Origin of the sequence: Herbinix luporum (assembly GCF_900070325.1) — a bacterium.
In the GTDB taxonomy this organism is placed as follows: domain Bacteria; phylum Bacillota; class Clostridia; order Lachnospirales; family Lachnospiraceae; genus Mobilitalea; species Mobilitalea luporum.
In genome coordinates this window covers 2577357-2593139 of record NZ_LN879430.1, presented here as the reverse complement: position 1 = coordinate 2593139, position 15783 = coordinate 2577357, and the positions used below count along the sequence as shown (strand labels likewise).

General features: G+C 32.6%; 17 protein-coding genes and 1 tRNA gene. 14 read left to right on the top strand and 4 right to left on the bottom strand.

Features of this window, described 5'->3' with window-relative positions:
• Positions 1–11 precede the first annotated feature (11 nt).
• The 7 genes from pstC (at position 12) to SD1D_RS11945 (ending at position 5922) form a co-directional block, all read left to right on the top strand.
• On the top strand, positions 12–947 hold the full coding sequence (gene pstC, locus SD1D_RS11975) for a phosphate ABC transporter permease subunit PstC (protein ID WP_058259128.1): 936 nt from the start codon (positions 12–14) through the stop codon (positions 945–947).
• Positions 937–1815: a phosphate ABC transporter permease PstA gene (pstA, locus tag SD1D_RS11970; RefSeq protein ID WP_058259127.1), complete on the top strand. Its 879-nt coding sequence runs from the start codon at positions 937–939 to the stop codon at positions 1813–1815. The genes pstC and pstA overlap by 11 nt, the downstream gene beginning before the upstream one ends.
• A 25-nt stretch (positions 1816–1840) precedes the next feature.
• The gene (pstB, locus tag SD1D_RS11965) at positions 1841–2611 is read left to right on the top strand and encodes a phosphate ABC transporter ATP-binding protein PstB (protein ID WP_058259126.1); all 771 of its coding nucleotides are present in this window, start codon (positions 1841–1843) and stop codon (positions 2609–2611) included.
• A gap of 55 nt (positions 2612–2666) precedes the next feature.
• On the top strand, positions 2667–3329 hold the full coding sequence (phoU, locus tag SD1D_RS11960; protein WP_058259125.1) for a phosphate signaling complex protein PhoU: 663 nt from the start codon (positions 2667–2669) through the stop codon (positions 3327–3329).
• A gap of 35 nt (positions 3330–3364) precedes the next feature.
• On the top strand, positions 3365–4045 hold the full coding sequence (locus SD1D_RS11955; protein WP_058259124.1) for a response regulator: 681 nt from the start codon (positions 3365–3367) through the stop codon (positions 4043–4045).
• Between the two features lie 10 nt (positions 4046–4055).
• A complete protein-coding gene (locus SD1D_RS11950; protein WP_058259123.1) occupies positions 4056–5447 on the top strand; it encodes a sensor histidine kinase in 1392 nt (463 codons plus the stop codon).
• A gap of 67 nt (positions 5448–5514) precedes the next feature.
• Positions 5515–5922, top strand: coding sequence for a hypothetical protein (locus tag SD1D_RS11945; protein ID WP_058259122.1), 408 nt, complete (start codon positions 5515–5517; stop codon positions 5920–5922).
• A gap of 40 nt (positions 5923–5962) precedes the next feature.
• Here the strand turns inward: SD1D_RS11945 and SD1D_RS11940 are convergent, their stop codons facing one another.
• On the bottom strand, positions 5963–7372 hold the full coding sequence (locus SD1D_RS11940; protein ID WP_058259121.1) for a D-alanyl-D-alanine carboxypeptidase family protein: 1410 nt from the start codon (positions 7370–7372) through the stop codon (positions 5963–5965).
• 39 nt (positions 7373–7411) lie between these two features.
• Positions 7412–8029, bottom strand: a complete 618-nt coding sequence (locus SD1D_RS11935; RefSeq protein WP_058259120.1) for a flavodoxin family protein — start codon at positions 8027–8029, stop codon at positions 7412–7414.
• A 185-nt stretch (positions 8030–8214) separates the two neighbouring features.
• Here SD1D_RS11935 and trmB point away from each other — a divergent pair, with 185 nt between their 5' ends.
• From trmB to SD1D_RS11920, 4 genes are all read left to right on the top strand, one after another.
• Complete coding sequence (gene trmB, locus SD1D_RS11930; protein WP_058259119.1) at positions 8215–8850, top strand: tRNA (guanosine(46)-N7)-methyltransferase TrmB; 636 nt, start codon at positions 8215–8217, stop codon at positions 8848–8850.
• Between the two features lie 65 nt (positions 8851–8915).
• Positions 8916–9056: a hypothetical protein gene (locus SD1D_RS12235; RefSeq protein WP_157893131.1), complete on the top strand. Its 141-nt coding sequence runs from the start codon at positions 8916–8918 to the stop codon at positions 9054–9056.
• A gap of 125 nt (positions 9057–9181) precedes the next feature.
• Positions 9182–9499 (top strand): thioredoxin, encoded by a 318-nt coding sequence (trxA, locus tag SD1D_RS11925; RefSeq protein WP_058259118.1) that lies wholly within the window; start codon positions 9182–9184, stop codon positions 9497–9499.
• Positions 9500–9653: 154 nt separating this feature from the next.
• Positions 9654–9726, top strand: a tRNA-Lys gene (locus tag SD1D_RS11920).
• Positions 9727–9807: 81 nt separating this feature from the next.
• On the opposite strand, the gene SD1D_RS11915 is transcribed toward SD1D_RS11920, so the two are convergent.
• Positions 9808–11106 carry a LysM peptidoglycan-binding domain-containing protein gene (locus SD1D_RS11915; RefSeq protein ID WP_058259117.1) on the bottom strand — a complete coding sequence of 433 codons (1299 nt, stop codon included), beginning with the start codon at positions 11104–11106 and terminating at the stop codon, positions 9808–9810.
• A 168-nt stretch (positions 11107–11274) separates the two neighbouring features.
• Here SD1D_RS11915 and SD1D_RS11910 point away from each other — a divergent pair, with 168 nt between their 5' ends.
• On the top strand, positions 11275–11646 hold the full coding sequence (locus SD1D_RS11910; RefSeq protein WP_058259116.1) for a DUF2500 domain-containing protein: 372 nt from the start codon (positions 11275–11277) through the stop codon (positions 11644–11646).
• A 50-nt stretch (positions 11647–11696) separates the two neighbouring features.
• A complete protein-coding gene (locus tag SD1D_RS11905; protein WP_058259115.1) occupies positions 11697–12104 on the top strand; it encodes a DUF1893 domain-containing protein in 408 nt (135 codons plus the stop codon).
• Here SD1D_RS11905 and SD1D_RS11900 read toward each other — a convergent pair.
• Positions 12101–13552, bottom strand: a complete 1452-nt coding sequence (locus SD1D_RS11900; protein ID WP_058259114.1) for a spore germination protein — start codon at positions 13550–13552, stop codon at positions 12101–12103. The two genes, SD1D_RS11905 and SD1D_RS11900, sit on opposite strands and share 4 nt — an antisense overlap.
• A 227-nt stretch (positions 13553–13779) precedes the next feature.
• On the opposite strand from SD1D_RS11900, the gene SD1D_RS11895 reads away from it, so the two are divergent.
• A complete protein-coding gene (locus SD1D_RS11895) occupies positions 13780–15693 on the top strand; it encodes a substrate-binding and GGDEF domain-containing protein (RefSeq protein ID WP_058259113.1) in 1914 nt (637 codons plus the stop codon).
• Positions 15694–15783: the final 90 nt, after the last annotated feature.

Below are 15783 nucleotides of genomic sequence, written 5' to 3'. Positions count from 1 at the left end.
AAGGAGTTCTTATGAATAAGATAAATTTTTCTATCTATGGAAATAGTAAATCAAAAAGGACTGTTGAAAAAGCAGCAAGTATAATATTTACTGTCTGTGGTTTTATTGCTGTTATTGCTGTGTTTTCAATTAGCTTATATATGATAATCAGTGGAACACCGGCTATTTTTGAAGTAGGTTTAAAAGAAATATTATTTGGAACAGTATGGAGACCCGGTGGTTTAGAACCTTCATACGGTATATTATATGTTATCTTAACATCAATTGTAGGTACATTTTTAGCAATACTTATAGGAGTTCCTATAGGTGTTATGACTGCTATTTTTTTGGCAGAAACGGCTCCAAAGCCACTGGCTGCTATTGTAAAGCCGGCAGTGGAATTGCTGGCCGGAATACCATCGGTTGTATATGGATTATTAGGTATTTTGATATTAAATCCCCTAATGTATAAGCTGGAGATAATTTTATTTGCTAATTCACCAGATTATCAGTTTACAGGGGGATCTAACCTAATGTCGGCAGTTATTGTGTTGGCTATTATGATATTGCCCACGGTTATTAATATTAGTGAATCAGCTATAAGGGCCGTTCCTAAACATTATAAGAGTGCATCATATGCATTGGGGGCAACCAAGATTCAGACAATTTTTAGGGTTATACTTCCGGCAGCAAAATCAGGTATTGTAACTGCTATTGTTCTTGGTGTAGGGCGAGCTATAGGAGAAGCCATGGCTATCAGCTTGGTTGCCGGAAACGGTGCAAATTTTCCCCTTCCCTTTAATTCGGTACGTTTTCTTACAACAGCAGTAGTATCAGAAATGTCTTATGCCGCAGATACTCACAAACGGGTTTTATTTACCATAGGACTGATTTTATTTACTTTTATTATTATTATAAATCTGGTGTTAAATAAGGTAATGAAGGGGGGAGTAAAAAATGCAAAATAATAGTTTATATCAGAAAAAAAGTAGACCCTTGAATATCTTTATTCACCTTATTATATATATTTGTGCTTCATTATCAATTATTCTTTTAATAGGAATTGTAGCTTATGTGGGGTATAGAGGTATTTCTACAGTAAGTTGGGAATTTTTAACCAAAGAACCCAGTGCCATAAATAAAACAGTAGGAATTGCCGGAAACATAGTAAATACCCTATATATAATTATTATTACCCTAGCTATAGCCATACCTTTTGGTGTGGGGTCGGCTATATATCTAAATGAATACGCCAAGCCCGGAAAGTTGGTGAGGCTAATTGAATTTACTACAGAAACCTTATCGGGAATTCCTTCTATTGTCTTTGGTTTGTTTGGATATGTGTTTTTCGGAACAAGTTTAAAATTAGGCTATTCTATACTGACCGGATCCTTAACCCTGACTTTAATAATACTTCCCCTTATTACAAGAAATACACAAGAAGCTCTTAAAGCAGTTCCTGAAAGCTACAGAAGCGGAGCCTTAGGCATAGGGGCAACAAAATGGTATATGATTAGGACCATATTACTTCCATCGGCTATGCCAGGCATTATAACCGGTATAATTTTGTCTATCGGAAGAATAGTAGGGGAATCAGCAGCCTTATTATTTACTGCCGGAAGCGGATATTTGCTACCTAAGTTTGGTAGCTATGGAGAAGGCTTGATTAACAAAGTATTTCAGCCCGGAGGAACTCTTACTATAGAGTTATATTTAAGTATGGAGAAGGCAAAGTATGATACGGCCTTTGGAATAGCTTTTGTACTCTTAATAATTGTATTAGGAATAAATTTGTTGACTAAATACCTGTCTAACAAGCTTAATGTGGATAAATAGTTAAAATCTTTATATCAGTGGATAAATGGAGGATAGTATCTTGAAAGATAAGATTAGTACAAAAAATTTAAATTTATATTATGGAACAAATCATGCCTTAAAAGACATTAATATAAATATTAAGGAGAAGGCAATTACTGCATTTATAGGTCCTTCCGGATGTGGAAAATCCACATTCCTTAGAACATTAAATAGAATGAATGATTTAATACCGGAAGTATCAATTAGAGGAGAAGTTAATTTAGATGGAGAGAATATATATGACCCTAGGGTAGATACAACCTTGCTTCGTAAGAAGGTTGGTATGGTTTTTCAACAACCGAATCCTTTTCCCATGTCTATATACGATAATATAGCCTATGGACCTAGGATTCATGGTATAAAGGATAAGTCAAAGCTTGATGAAATAGTTGAAAAAAGCCTTATAGGAGCGGCACTGTTTGATGAAGTAAAGGATAGACTAAAAAAATCTGCCTTAGGTTTATCAGGAGGTCAGCAGCAAAGGCTTTGTATAGCAAGGGCTTTAGCAGTAGAACCGGAAGTACTATTAATGGATGAACCTACATCTGCATTAGACCCCATTTCTACCCTTAAGATAGAGGATTTAATGTCAGAACTTAAAGAAAAATATACAGTAGTAATTGTAACCCACAATATGCAGCAAGCAGCCCGTATTTCTGACTATACAGCCTTTTTCCTTGTAGGTGAAGTTATAGAATTTACCAATACCGATACTTTATTTACAAGACCTCAAGATAAGAGGACAGAAGACTATATAACCGGTAGATTTGGCTAGTAAGTAGTTTGACTTTAACTGATATTTATTTATAATTAAAATAAAGGAGTATACTATGAGTGCAAGAATTAGTTTTGAAGCTGAATTAAAATTGTTAAAAAAAGATTTATTTGAAATGGCTAGATTAATAGAAAAGGCAATCGAAAATATTATGATTGCTTTTGAAACTCAAGATGAAGAATTAGCAAAAGAAATTATACAGGGAGACAGAATAGTTAATGATATAGAAAAGGCAATCGAAGCTAGATGCCTGTCCTTGATTGTGAAGCAGCAACCGGTTGCCGGTGATTTAAGGATGGTAACTACTGCCCTAAAGGTTGTGACAGATATGGAACGTATAGGAGATCATGCGGCGGATATAGCTGAATTAATAATTCGTGAAAAGAGAGAGCATATATATGATTTAGTAAAATATATTCCTGATATGGGTCAGGCAACAAAGGCCATGGTTCTTGATGCTGTAGAGGCATTTACAGGAAAGAACTTAGATATGGCCAGGGAAATAATAAAAAGAGATGATATTGTTGATGACTTATTTGATAAGGTTAAGCTTGAAGTAGCAAATATATTGAGAGAAACCACGGAACATGTAGATCAATGTGTTGATATATTAATGATAGCTAAATATTTTGAGCGTATAGGAGACCATGCGGTAAATATATGCGAATGGACAGAATTTCGCGAGACAGGTTCTGTTAATAATATAAGAATATTATAATTTCGTATGTGTAGACCTACAATTTGGAGGTTGATATGGGATATATTTATGTTATAGAAGACGATGAAAGCATCCGTGAACTTATTAGAATTGCACTAGAGGGCTATGGCTATAATATAAAAGCTTACGAGGCGGCAGAGGCAGCCATTGAAAATATGAAGAATGAAAAACCTGATTTGGCTATTTTTGATATTATGCTTCCGGGTATGGACGGATTATCAGCTATAAAACTTATTCGTAAGGATCCTGTCCTTAAAGACATTCCTATTATTTGTTTGACGGCAAAAGATAAAGAACTAGATAAGGTGGCGGGACTTGATGTTGGTGCAGACGATTATATTACTAAACCTTTTGGAGTTTTAGAATTGGCTGCAAGGATTAGATCCTTACTACGCAGAATAGATAAAGAAGATGAAAAGGAAATGACAGCCGGTAAACTTACTATAAATTTATTAACACGGGAAGTTTTTATAGATGGAAAATCAATAGATTTGACATTTAAAGAATATGAGGTCTTACTGTATTTGCTTGAAAACAGTTCTAGGGTTGTTTCAAGGGATGAGATGCTAAATCAAATTTGGGGATATGAATATGACGTAGAATCTAGAACACTTGATATACATATTCGTACCCTTAGGCAAAAATTAGGATCTTACGGAGCTGAATATATAAAGACTGTACGGGGCGTAGGATATCGTTTTATGAAAAATCAATAATTGGTGAAATATGAAACGAGCGATATTTAAAAACTTTATAATTATAATATCACTGGCGCTTTTACTTAGCGGCAGTATTTTCAGTACCCTTATAAGTAATATTTTATTAGGAAAAACCCGGGAGAACATGATTGATTTACTTCAGATTATAGATCAATCCCTTGATTACAGTGAAGATATAAAAAGTCAAATAGATAATTTATTGGCGATAAATCAACGTAATAAATCAAGAATTACTGTGATGGATATTATGGGCAATGTAGTGGCTGATAGTGATATTAGTGATTACAATAATATAGATAATCATTTAAATAGAGAAGAAATTCAGGAAGCTTTAAAAGCAGGAATAGGTTATGCCAAAAGAAAATCTAATACCTTAGGTATACCTATGCTTTATGTATCTTATCTTTCAAGACAAGGAAATTATATACTTCGAATATCCATGCCATATTCCGGTCTGATAAACTATATGGTTTATCTCCTTCCGGCAATTTTACTAAGCTTAGGTATATCCCTAATAGTTTCAATTATATTAGGAAATCGATTCTCCCGTTCTATAACTAAGCCTCTCTATGAAATTTCAGAAGAGTTATTAAAAATTAATGAAGATAATTCAAACCTCTCTTTTAGGAATTATGAATATTATGAGTTAAATCTGATTGCTAATACCACTAAGCAAATGGCAGATGCTATAAGGGAATCTATGAAGAAAATTGAATTTGAAAAAATGGTTCGTCAAGAGTTTTTTGCAAATGTATCCCATGAATTAAAAACTCCTATTACTTCTATAAGAGGATATATTGAACTATTGGAAAATGGCATGGCAACTGATGAGAAGATGAAAAAAGAGTTTATGGCTAGAATCAAAAAGGAATCCCAAAACATGGCCAATTTAATAAATGATATTTTAATGATATCACGTTTAGAAACTAAGGAAGCTGAGGTTATTATTTCAGAGGTAAGAATATGTCCTATAGTAAATGACCTTATTGCTTCTTTAAAGCCCTTAGCATCAGAGAATAATATTTCCATAGATATTAACTGCAAGCCTATTATTTTAAAAGCTAACGAGGGACAGATAAAAGAACTTTTTAATAATTTAATAGTAAATGCCATAAAGTACAACAAACCAGGGGGTAAAGTTAATATTACTGTAAGCAAAGAGGGCAATGATGCTATATTTATTGTGGAAGATACCGGTGTTGGCATACCTGAGGAATCAAAAGCCAGGGTATTCGAAAGGTTTTACAGGGTAGATAAAGGTAGAAGTAAAAAAATAGGTGGAACAGGACTTGGATTATCTATTGTAAAGCATATAGTTAATTACTATAACGGATCTATAAAGCTAGAAAGTGAACTGGGAAGAGGTTCTAAGTTCACTATAAGAATCCCCCTAAATTAATATATTTTCTAATTTTGACGATATATTAAGTATATAGTAATTCTAAAACACAATAATGGAGTGCATAATGAAAGAAAAACGCAGTGTTATCTTATATGGTTTAAGCTTTATTATAGCTATACTTGGAGAGGCTTATCTTCTTAATGTAGGAGATCCCCATATATTTAGTATAGTGGGAATAGGGATTGTGGTTATACTTACAGGCTATCTGTGGTTAGAGTCAATTTGGGAGTATAGGGCAAGTAATATTAATAAATTCAGGTATTTATGGGAGATAAGCAAGGAGGAAGAGGCTAAGAAGGAAGATGCTAGATATAGAGAGATTATAAACCTTCAAAAAGCAACTTATACAGCAATTAAAAAAAGTCAGTTAAAAATGCAAGAAGAAATGACGGAATTATCTAAAAAAATGGATCAACTCATTTTACTTCAGAAGGAAATCTTAAATAGTAATGAAAAGGAAAAAGACGAATAGGAATTTATATAACTATGAATCCCATTCGTCTTTTCCTATATTATAAATCTAGATAAGAATCATTTGAATAATATCTTCTACGATTGGCACGTTTTCTTAAATAAGCCCTGCGCCGTTTAATCCGAGGCCTTTCAACAAAGATAAAATATAGTCCCACAATTAAAACAAATAAACCAACAATTACCCCTATAATAATAGGCCGTAAACTTCCTTCTGATGTTTCTAATGTGGGCTCATTATCAGATGAAGGTTGAGCCGGTTCATTAATTAAAAGACTAGTATGAGCTAAAGTAGGAGTCTTTATATTATCAAATAAAATATCAGCACCACCTACATACATTCCGTCATAAGTATAAGAAATTCTTCCGATAATATTACGACCTTCTTTTAATTGAATATCAGGATGAAAGGTGACCTCTTTTTTTGCATCCTCAAAAGAAGCTGTGTTAGGTAGAATGAGGTATCCCTTTTTATCGGTTTTAACCAATGAATTAGAGTAATCCAAGATGGAATTATATCTGGTAAAGAAGGGGGATTCTTTTAAGGTTTCATGATTTTCTAATTCATTAATCGAATAAATTGAAAAATTATCAAATCCAAAATCCAGTAACTTGGTGGTGTCTTCATATTGATGGTTATTGGTATCATCCTTTAATACTACACATATAAGCTCCAAATCACCCCTTTTTGCAACAGTAACAAGGGTAAATCTAGCCTTATTTGTGTAACCGGTTTTTCCTCCAATAGTCCCCTCGTAATTAAATTTATGATCATTTTTTACTATAAACTTGTGATGATTTCTAAGGTATCTTGTTTCCTTCTGCTTATTAGTAGGAGGAATCTGATATGTCCTTGTTGAAGTAATTTTTCTAAATGTTTCATTTTTCATAGCTTCCCTTGTAATTAAAGCCATATCATATGCTGTTGTATAATGATTATCATCAGGAAGACCATGGGGATTTGTAAAATTTGTATTTAAGCAACCTATGCTTTTTGCTCTTTCATTCATCATTTCTACAAAGGTACTTATACTTCCGGCAACGTGTTCTGCTGCGGCATAGGTAACTTCATTTGCAGATTCTAGTAATATGCCATATAAACATTGTTGAATAGTCAGCTGCTCGCCTACATCAATTCCTATACGGCTGCTGTCTAGATCCACTTTAAATACAGCATCATGGGAGAAGGTTACTACTTCCCCGGGAGATGAGTTTTCAATAATTAACAAAGAGGATAAAATCTTAGTGATGCTAGCCGGATAATATACATTATTAATGTTTTTTTCATACAAAATTAATCCTGTTGAAGCCTCCATAACTATAGCTGCTTCTGCAAATACACTGGGGCCTTTAGGCCAGGGCTTTGTTTTTTCATCGGCAGAAACAGAAACAGAAAAACATGAAAAGCTTATACAGATAATGCATAAAATAGATAGGATTAGCTTCTTCATATAAACCTCCGTAATTAATTAGCCTTAAAAGTAAATGCCTTATCTGATAAAATTCATCCAAGACCTAGGATAAGCCGTAGGTGAAGGTAGAATGTTCTTTGTTTCTTCTTTCATTTTAATAACCCAGCTCATATTTTTCCCTAAATTTTTTAAGATGGATACTCCCTCAAGGTCTTCTAAAATTTCACCCGGTTTAGCACCATGAATCACATTCCAATAGTAGGATGAAACAACCAGCATTTCAGAAATAAAAAAGTAATTATTAAGCTGATCAAAAGTAGGAATACCTCCGCTACGTCTACAAACTGTTAGGGATGCTCCTATTTTATGACGCATTTTTCCGTGGCTTGCATAAAACAATCTATCTAAAAAGCACTTCATGGAACCGGAAATGCCACAATAATATACCGGGCTAGCAAGCAGGATTCCATCAGCTTCATATATTTCATTTACCATACTTGTTATTATATCATCATTATGGATACAATATCCCTCATTACATCGGCCACAACAAATACAGCCTTTAACATTCATTTTACCTATTTGTAAAATTTTTGTATCTATTTTTTCATTTTCAAGTTCGTCACATACTATTTTTAAAGCCTGATATGTATTGCCAGAAGGCCTGGGACTTCCGTTTAACGCAATAACTTTCATGTATAATCTCCTTTCATTAATGTCTACCGCTACAAGTATACTATAAAATAATTCTTTTTAAAATAGTCTAACTAACTTATAAATTAATTAATTTATAAGAAATAGAAGCAATGATTGACGTATTATATATTTGTATTTATAATCAAAGCAGTCTGATAAAGCATATAAAAGATAGGAGCATAAGTATGAGGTTAAGAAATATAAAAGGAGCTAGGGAAGCTATAGCTAATGATAAGTATGTAATTAATGAACCGGAAAAATTAAAGGGTAACTGGAAAAGTTTATTTGAAGGTGATAATCCTATACATCTTGAGATAGGCTCAGGAAAAGGTCAATTTCTTACAAATATAGCATCTTTAAATCCTAATATTAATTATATAGGAATTGAAAAATACTCCAGTGTCCTATATAGGGCATTGGAAAAAAGAAGAGAAGTAGAGCTTAGTAACCTGTATTTTATACGCTATGATGCCCAGTATATAACAAGTGTTTTTGCAGAAAATGAAATATCCCGAATTTATTTGAATTTTTCTGATCCATGGCCTAAAGACCGTCATGCAAAGAGACGCTTAACTTCAAGGCAGTTTTTAGCTAAGTATGAACAATGTCTAAAAAAGGGTGGACAAGTGATATTTAAAACAGATAATCTTATGTTATTTGATTTTTCTTTAGAAGAAGCAGAGGCGGCAGGTTGGAAGATTGAAAGTATCACCTATGATCTTCATAACAGTGAATTTGTAAAAGATAATATTATGACAGAATATGAAGAAAGGTTTGTTTCGGAAGGAAAACCTATCCATATGATGAAAATATATAAGTAATAATTTGCATCATTTTATCATAATAAGCATATTATGATAATAAAGAATAGGGATTATTAAGTATTATGAAGAAAAAATTGAAGTATAAAATAGCTAAAATAACAGGTAGCAATTATAAACTAAATAAAAAAGTCATGCAGCTTAAACGATCTTGGGATGAAGTAGAAGCCATGTTAAACGGAGCAGTAAAAAAGAAAAAAAAGTAGAATTATATATAAAAAGTTGACTTTTTGTATATTATCCCATAATATTAAGTCACATAATATTCTTTACATGATGGAATACTATACAATAACTTTGTATTACAATTCCAATTAGAATGGAGGAAAAGATGACTTTTAAATTTACAGATGCAAACTTTCAAAAAGAAGCTTTAGAAGCGGACAAGCTGGTTTTAGTAGATTTCTATGCAGATTGGTGTGGACCATGTAAGATGATGTCTCCTATCATAGATGAACTGGCAGAAGAATATAAAGATACTGTTAAAATCGGCAAATTAAATACAGATGATAATCCTGAGACAACAAGACAGTATCGTGTAATGTCAATTCCCACTATGATAATTATTAAGAATGGGGAAGTAGTAGATAACTTAGTGGGAGTTGTGTCAAAGAGTGCATTAAAAGAAAAACTTGACGCACATAAATAATATTTTAAATTAAAAATTAGGACAGGATAATATGGAAAATCCTGTCCTAATTTTCCGTATAAAATATTGATTAAAATTTATTATAAAAAAATAAAAAAAGTACTTGCAAAAATTCTAATCATGGCTTATAATAACACTTGCGTTTAAAAAATATGCACCTCTAGCTCAGTTGGTAGAGCACCTGACTCTTAATCAGGGTGTCCAGGGTTCGAGTCCCTGGAGGTGCAGTCTAAAGGTCCTAATTTGCAGACGTAAGAGCTGTGGGTTGGGGCTTTTTTGTTTTATAAAATATAAATTTAATTTAAAATTTATAAAATATTATTAAACTTAATGATATCATACTGTGAATTAATTATTAGCCATAATTGAGCATTAAAGACAGTTATATTCCAAACGCTTATTCCATATAAGCTATAATCAAAAACAAGATTTAATAAAGCACTAATACTCCTAGCATCAATAAACCATACAATATGTTCTGTCTGTAATTGACCATCTTTAGAAGTATAAAGAAAAAACGGTGTCTGAGATATTTCATCAAACTGAATTGCTATATTTTCATTTCGTGCCAGGGCAACGGCACTATCATAAGTCAGGGAGTAAACCCTAGAAATACCGGCACGATAAGGAAGTTCCCAATTATATCCTATGGTGGCCAAACCTATACTTATCTTAGTAGAGGGGATAGATCCTTTAATATAATTTAAAAAAGTCTCCATACCATATACAGAACTTATAGGTGACGGTGGATTAGGATTTATTGCCCATTCGTAGCTGGTAAATATAAGACTATCCGGTACTTCACCCATATGAGAATAATCAATTTTTAAAAAATCTATATCTTTTCCGGTCTGGATTATATGAGGATTAATAGTGGCAAAAGCTAAATAACCTTCATTTTTTAATGCATTTACGATTTTTTTACAGGCATTTTCTATATAAGGTAGATTTTCAGGGTTAACTAATTCGAAACTAAAGTTAATACCATAATAGCCTTTGTTTTTAAGAGTTGTAAGAATATTTTCAATAAGCCTATCCTGACTTTCTTCATTTAGCAATAGCTTATATACTGTTTCTATATTATCTTTTCCCTGAAGAGTTAAAGTGGTTATAAACATAAGTGGAATAACATTGTAATTTTTTGCTGTTTTAATAAATTCAGTATCATCATAATATGAAATTAAGTCACCTTGATCAGTTACGGTATAATTAATAACAGAAATATAAGTTAGGTAGGGCAAGGTTCTTTTAAGGGTGGCATCAGTAACAAATGGAATAACAATACCATGAGTAGTAAGTGAACCTTTCTTTTTAAAGCTTATTACTAATTTATCTCCGGGATAAAGGTATTTTCTATCGGCCAGATATGGATTGTTTTGCAATAATTGCATTACAGAAACATTGAAAGAATTAGTAATACCATATAAGCTGTCCCCTTCTTTAACGGTATATATAATTTCAGGATAGGTGATAACAATACACTGGCCTACAACTAAATTCTCAGGAAAGTCTAGTCCATTATTTTGTATTAAATCATTTTCTGAAACCCCATAAAACTTGGCTATTGATTGTATGGTTTCCCCGGGCTTTACAACATGTATAATCATAATAAACCTCAAAAATCATTATATAATTAATATATGTATTTATAGTTGATTATTTACAAAAATAAATATAGGGATATTTATATAAGGAAAAATGTTTTGTTGACAAACATGTACATTCCGTTAATAATTATATTTAATTATAGATTAATTTAAATAGAAGGTGATAATATGGTGTTCTTCTTTAGAATATTTCCATATATGTTTTCTTTAGGCTTCATATTAGTATTTGGAATTATTTTTGTAACCATAATAAGAGGTATAGGTCAGTGGAATAAAAATAACCATTCTCCTATACTTACTGTGGAGGCTAAGGTTGTAACAAAGAGAATGGCTGTATCAGATCATATTCATCATTATGGTGAAGGTGGTATGCAGCAACATTATACTTCTTCTAGCACTTATTATGTTACCTTTCAGGTGGAAAGTGGAGATAGGATGGAGTTTGTTGTGCCCAGTAGAGAATATGGAATGCTTGTAGAAGGGGATATGGGAAGACTTACTTTTCAGGGAAGCAGGTATAAAAGCTTCCAGAGAATTTAAAAACAGACTTAAATTTTTGCTTAAAATACATACTTAATAGGGAGATTAACATGTCAATATATTATGCTAAGAAACTTTTAAACAATTCAAATAACACCTGCGTAGCTGTAAAGGGTAACCAGGTTTATGAATCAAATCTTAAAGGTATTTTACCTATTATAACCAAGCTTAAAGAAAATCCTTTGTTTTTTCAGGAGGCAGATGTAGCAGATCTTGTAATAGGTAAGGCCGCAGCACTACTTCTAATATATGGAAAAGTAGGAAGCATTTATGCCCGGCTAATTAGTGAGCATGCTATTAAAGTGCTTGATAAATATCAGATACCATATGAATATGAAAAAAAAGTACCTTTTATCATGAATCGAAATAAAAGCGGAATGTGTCCTATGGAAGAGACTGTTTTATCTATTGATAATTCGGAGCAGGCATATAACATGCTGCTTGAAAAAATATCTTAAGAATTTTTCTTATTTGAATCATGGTTGATTTTAGGTATGGGCATACGAAATAAGATATGAGATAGGGGCTTTAGTTTAAGGGGTATTAATGGCCAAGTATAAGCTTTGCCATACTTAAAGGACCTACAGCTGCAAATTATAATAAATATTATAATAAGAGCCCCGACAAAGCCCCATATGCCAATAAGACCTGTCATTATTAACAAAAAGAGCCTAAATATACGTATAGCCAAAGCAAATTCTAAGCTGGGTGTAGCAAAGGTACCGATACCGGCTATGGCCATATACAAAACTGTTTCCGGGACAAAAATACCGACTTTAACAGCCAAATCACTTAGTATTAAACCGCCGATAATACCTAAGGAAGTATTTAGGGCACTGGGTGTATGAATTGAAGATATTCTAAGAATATCTAGGCCGAATTCCAATAATAAAAGTTGGATTGTTAAAGGAATGGTAAACTCATCCTTAGGTCCTATAAATTGCAGGAAATTGGGTAATAACTCTTTATTTTCAACTAATAATAGCCATAGGGGTGGAAGGAGAAAAGCTGAAAGCATTCCTAAAAATCGTATCCAGCGATAATATGTTCCTACCATTATATTCTGATAATAGTCCTCAGCATGTTGAGTAAAATGAAACATGGTAACGGGAAGGAGCATAATACTTGGAGAGGTATCTACTATAATGGCAATATGGCCTTCTAGTAAGTGGGCTGCCACTACGTCAGGGCGTTCTGTAAATTTTACTTGTGGCAGGGGATTATACCAATGTTTTTTTATTAATAATTCTTCTAGGGTCTTTTCTGCCATTACAAGGGCTCCCACATCTATCTTATTTATTTTATCTTGAACCTCCTTTAGAAGTTGTTTATCAACCAAATCATCTAAGTAGGCAATGACCACATCTGTTTTTGATCGTTTTCCCACTGATGTAATTTCAAAGATAAGGTTTGGGTCCCTAAGCCTTCTTCTTATTAGGGCAGTGTTAAATATAATTGTTTCTACTAATCCATCCCTAGAACCTCTGCTAACTTTCTCTAGCTCCGGCTCCTGGGGACTGCGAACAGGATATTCCCTAGCATCAATTAAAATGCCCTCATCTACTCCGTCTACTATAAGAGCAAGGGCTCCGGATAAAACCATGGTACTCATTTGCTCAAAATCTGTAAATCGTTCTACTTCTATATAACCGATTCTCTTTTTTATTAAAGTTTCTATTATATCATTGGAAATTTTATTTTCGGGCAGGGACTGTAAAATGTCTAGAATCCAAAGCATAATATCATCCTTCGCAAAGCCATCGATAAAAAGCAGATATGCGTCTATGCTTTGCCCTATGATAAGTTCTCTCCCTATAAGATCAAAGCTTTTTTTAATTGGCAGATAATTTTTTATTATACTCTTATTTTGATTTATGTCTGATGATAACTTAGGATTCCTATTCATTTTGACCCTCCGATAAAAAGATTTGTTTGCAATATTAGGATTTCCTAATAATTCTTTTTAATTCACATAATAAAGGGCCATGAAGTTTACAAAAATGTTAACTAACAGTTAATTGTTAATTAATTTGTTGTTTTTTATGAATAGATGTTATATATTAAGATAAACAAGTAATTTTTAGTACTTTTTAACTAGCTATTACATACCTTAGGTTATAAGGAGAATGACAAGTGTTTTTCAACGGAAGAAAAACAATAGGCGTTTTTATTTCACAAGTTAATGGGGAATTTCAAGAGGGCCTGTGTAGGGGGATATCAATCCGTGCTCAGGCACTAAATTATAATGTTGCTTTTTTTACCAATTTTGGAGGTTATGGTGAACATAAGTATGATCAAGGAGAACGAAAAATAGCGGATTTACCCCATTATGAGGATTTGGATGGTATAATAATAGTTCCTGATACTATGCATGTATATGGCTTAGAGGAGAAAATTAGAGATAATATCAGAACAAGAAGTAATTGCCCTGTAGTTAGTATAAGAAGAAAAATTGACGAGTATTATAATGTTTTGGTTGACGATGATAATATATTAGAGGAAATTATAAGACATTTTATAGAAGAACATGGATTTACAAAACTTAATTTTTTAGCAGGGGCCAGAGATAATCCCGAGTCGGAAAAAAGATTAAATTGTTATAAAAGGATATTATCAGAATATAAAATACCTATAGAGGAAGAAAGAATTTATTATGGTGACTTTTGGAAGAAAAAAGGTGAATATGCAGTTGAAAAATGGTTAAGTTCTTCTCTTCCTTTACCACAGGCAATTATTTGTGCCAATGATTTTATGGCAATCACTGTAGCAAGTGCATTAGAAGAAAGAGGAATTACCATTCCAAAAGATATGGCTATATCAGGCTGTGATGATGTGGACGATGCTGCTGAATATAGTCCCTCTCTGACTACAGTTCAAATTCCTATTGTCCAGATGGGGATGGAGGCTGTTGATAAAATTAATCGTATCAACAGAGGGGAAGAAGAAAAGAAAAACACCTATGTAAAGACAAAAACCATTATTAGGGAATCTTGCGGTTGTAAAAATAATAGTAAAAATGAAAAAAGAGAACTGAATAAGCGTTACTTTCACAAAACGGAAACTTTACTTCGAGAAGTGTCTAGAAATGCCTATATGTCAGCAGACCTGGCTGGCATAACAAAATTAGATGAAGTAAATGAAAGGTTATTTTATTATGTATACGAGAACACAGGTTTTACTGATTTTTATATGTGTTTGTATACAGACTGGCAAAACATTGGTGAAGAAGGAAAACTTAGCTATAGTCCTGATGATGAAATGATTATGGAGGTGGGTATAAAAAATCGCAAAGGTTATGGAAAAATACGCTTTCCAAGAAGAAACCTGATTCCACCCCAATTTGTTGACGATAAGCCATTAATATATTATTTTGCTATTTTACATCATCAATCAATAGACTTTGGCTATATAGCAATTGCCTTTGAAAAGATACAAACTTATATGAACACATTTCAAGCATGGATGATTAATGTCAGCAATGCTTTAGAAAATGTTAGAATACATAATGAATTAAATCGGCTTATTTTTAAATTGGAGGATATGTATCTTAGGGATGAATTAACCGGTCTTTATAACAGAAGGGGCCTTGAGAATCTGGGAGATAATTATTTAAAACAGGCCGTAGAAAAAAATGTTAAACTAATGATTCTAACTGCTGATTTAGACAAACTGAAGATGATTAATGATAATTATGGCCATGCAGGAGGAGATATAGCCTTAAAGGCTGTTGCTGATGCTATGTTGTGGGCATCAGATGATGATGAGATTTGTGTACGTTTTGGTGGAGATGAATTTGTAGTTATCGGTATAGGATATGATGAAAAAAAGGCAAATCGTTTTATAAAAAGGTTTAATAAAAGATTAGAAAATTTTAATAAAAGAAAAAATAATAAATTTAATGTAAATGTAAGCTATGGATGGAGTCTGATAGCTCCCAATGAAAATACAACTGTTGAGGAATGCCTGGTTGAAGCAGACAAAAAAATGTATCAACAGAAGAATGAAAAGAAATCCTTACGGAAAAAGGCAAATAATGACATTAACTAAATTGGACAAAGCCTCAACCAGATATTATAATAGTAGGGTTGGGGCTTCCTTGCAATTATTAATATTTACAAATAAGATAAAAATATAGTA

What these genes read in the sequence shown, in the direction of transcription:
- pstC (WP_058259128.1), top strand. Translation starts at nt 12, where the DNA reads ATGAATAAGATAAATTTTTCTATCTATGGAAATAGTAAATCAAAAAGG.
- pstA (WP_058259127.1), top strand. Translation starts at nt 937, where the DNA reads ATGCAAAATAATAGTTTATATCAGAAAAAAAGTAGACCCTTGAATATC.
- pstB (WP_058259126.1), top strand. Translation starts at nt 1,841, where the DNA reads ATGGAGGATAGTATCTTGAAAGATAAGATTAGTACAAAAAATTTAAAT.
- phoU (WP_058259125.1), top strand. Translation starts at nt 2,667, where the DNA reads ATGAGTGCAAGAATTAGTTTTGAAGCTGAATTAAAATTGTTAAAAAAA.
- SD1D_RS11955 (WP_058259124.1), top strand. Translation starts at nt 3,365, where the DNA reads ATGGGATATATTTATGTTATAGAAGACGATGAAAGCATCCGTGAACTT.
- SD1D_RS11950 (WP_058259123.1), top strand. Translation starts at nt 4,056, where the DNA reads ATGAAACGAGCGATATTTAAAAACTTTATAATTATAATATCACTGGCG.
- SD1D_RS11945 (WP_058259122.1), top strand. Translation starts at nt 5,515, where the DNA reads ATGAAAGAAAAACGCAGTGTTATCTTATATGGTTTAAGCTTTATTATA.
- SD1D_RS11940 (WP_058259121.1), bottom strand. Translation starts at nt 7,372, where the DNA reads ATGAAGAAGCTAATCCTATCTATTTTATGCATTATCTGTATAAGCTTT.
- SD1D_RS11935 (WP_058259120.1), bottom strand. Translation starts at nt 8,029, where the DNA reads ATGAAAGTTATTGCGTTAAACGGAAGTCCCAGGCCTTCTGGCAATACA.
- trmB (WP_058259119.1), top strand. Translation starts at nt 8,215, where the DNA reads ATGAGGTTAAGAAATATAAAAGGAGCTAGGGAAGCTATAGCTAATGAT.
- SD1D_RS12235 (WP_157893131.1), top strand. Translation starts at nt 8,916, where the DNA reads ATGAAGAAAAAATTGAAGTATAAAATAGCTAAAATAACAGGTAGCAAT.
- trxA (WP_058259118.1), top strand. Translation starts at nt 9,182, where the DNA reads ATGACTTTTAAATTTACAGATGCAAACTTTCAAAAAGAAGCTTTAGAA.
- SD1D_RS11915 (WP_058259117.1), bottom strand. Translation starts at nt 11,106, where the DNA reads ATGATTATACATGTTGTAAAGCCCGGGGAAACCATACAATCAATAGCC.
- SD1D_RS11910 (WP_058259116.1), top strand. Translation starts at nt 11,275, where the DNA reads ATGGTGTTCTTCTTTAGAATATTTCCATATATGTTTTCTTTAGGCTTC.
- SD1D_RS11905 (WP_058259115.1), top strand. Translation starts at nt 11,697, where the DNA reads ATGTCAATATATTATGCTAAGAAACTTTTAAACAATTCAAATAACACC.
- SD1D_RS11900 (WP_058259114.1), bottom strand. Translation starts at nt 13,552, where the DNA reads ATGAATAGGAATCCTAAGTTATCATCAGACATAAATCAAAATAAGAGT.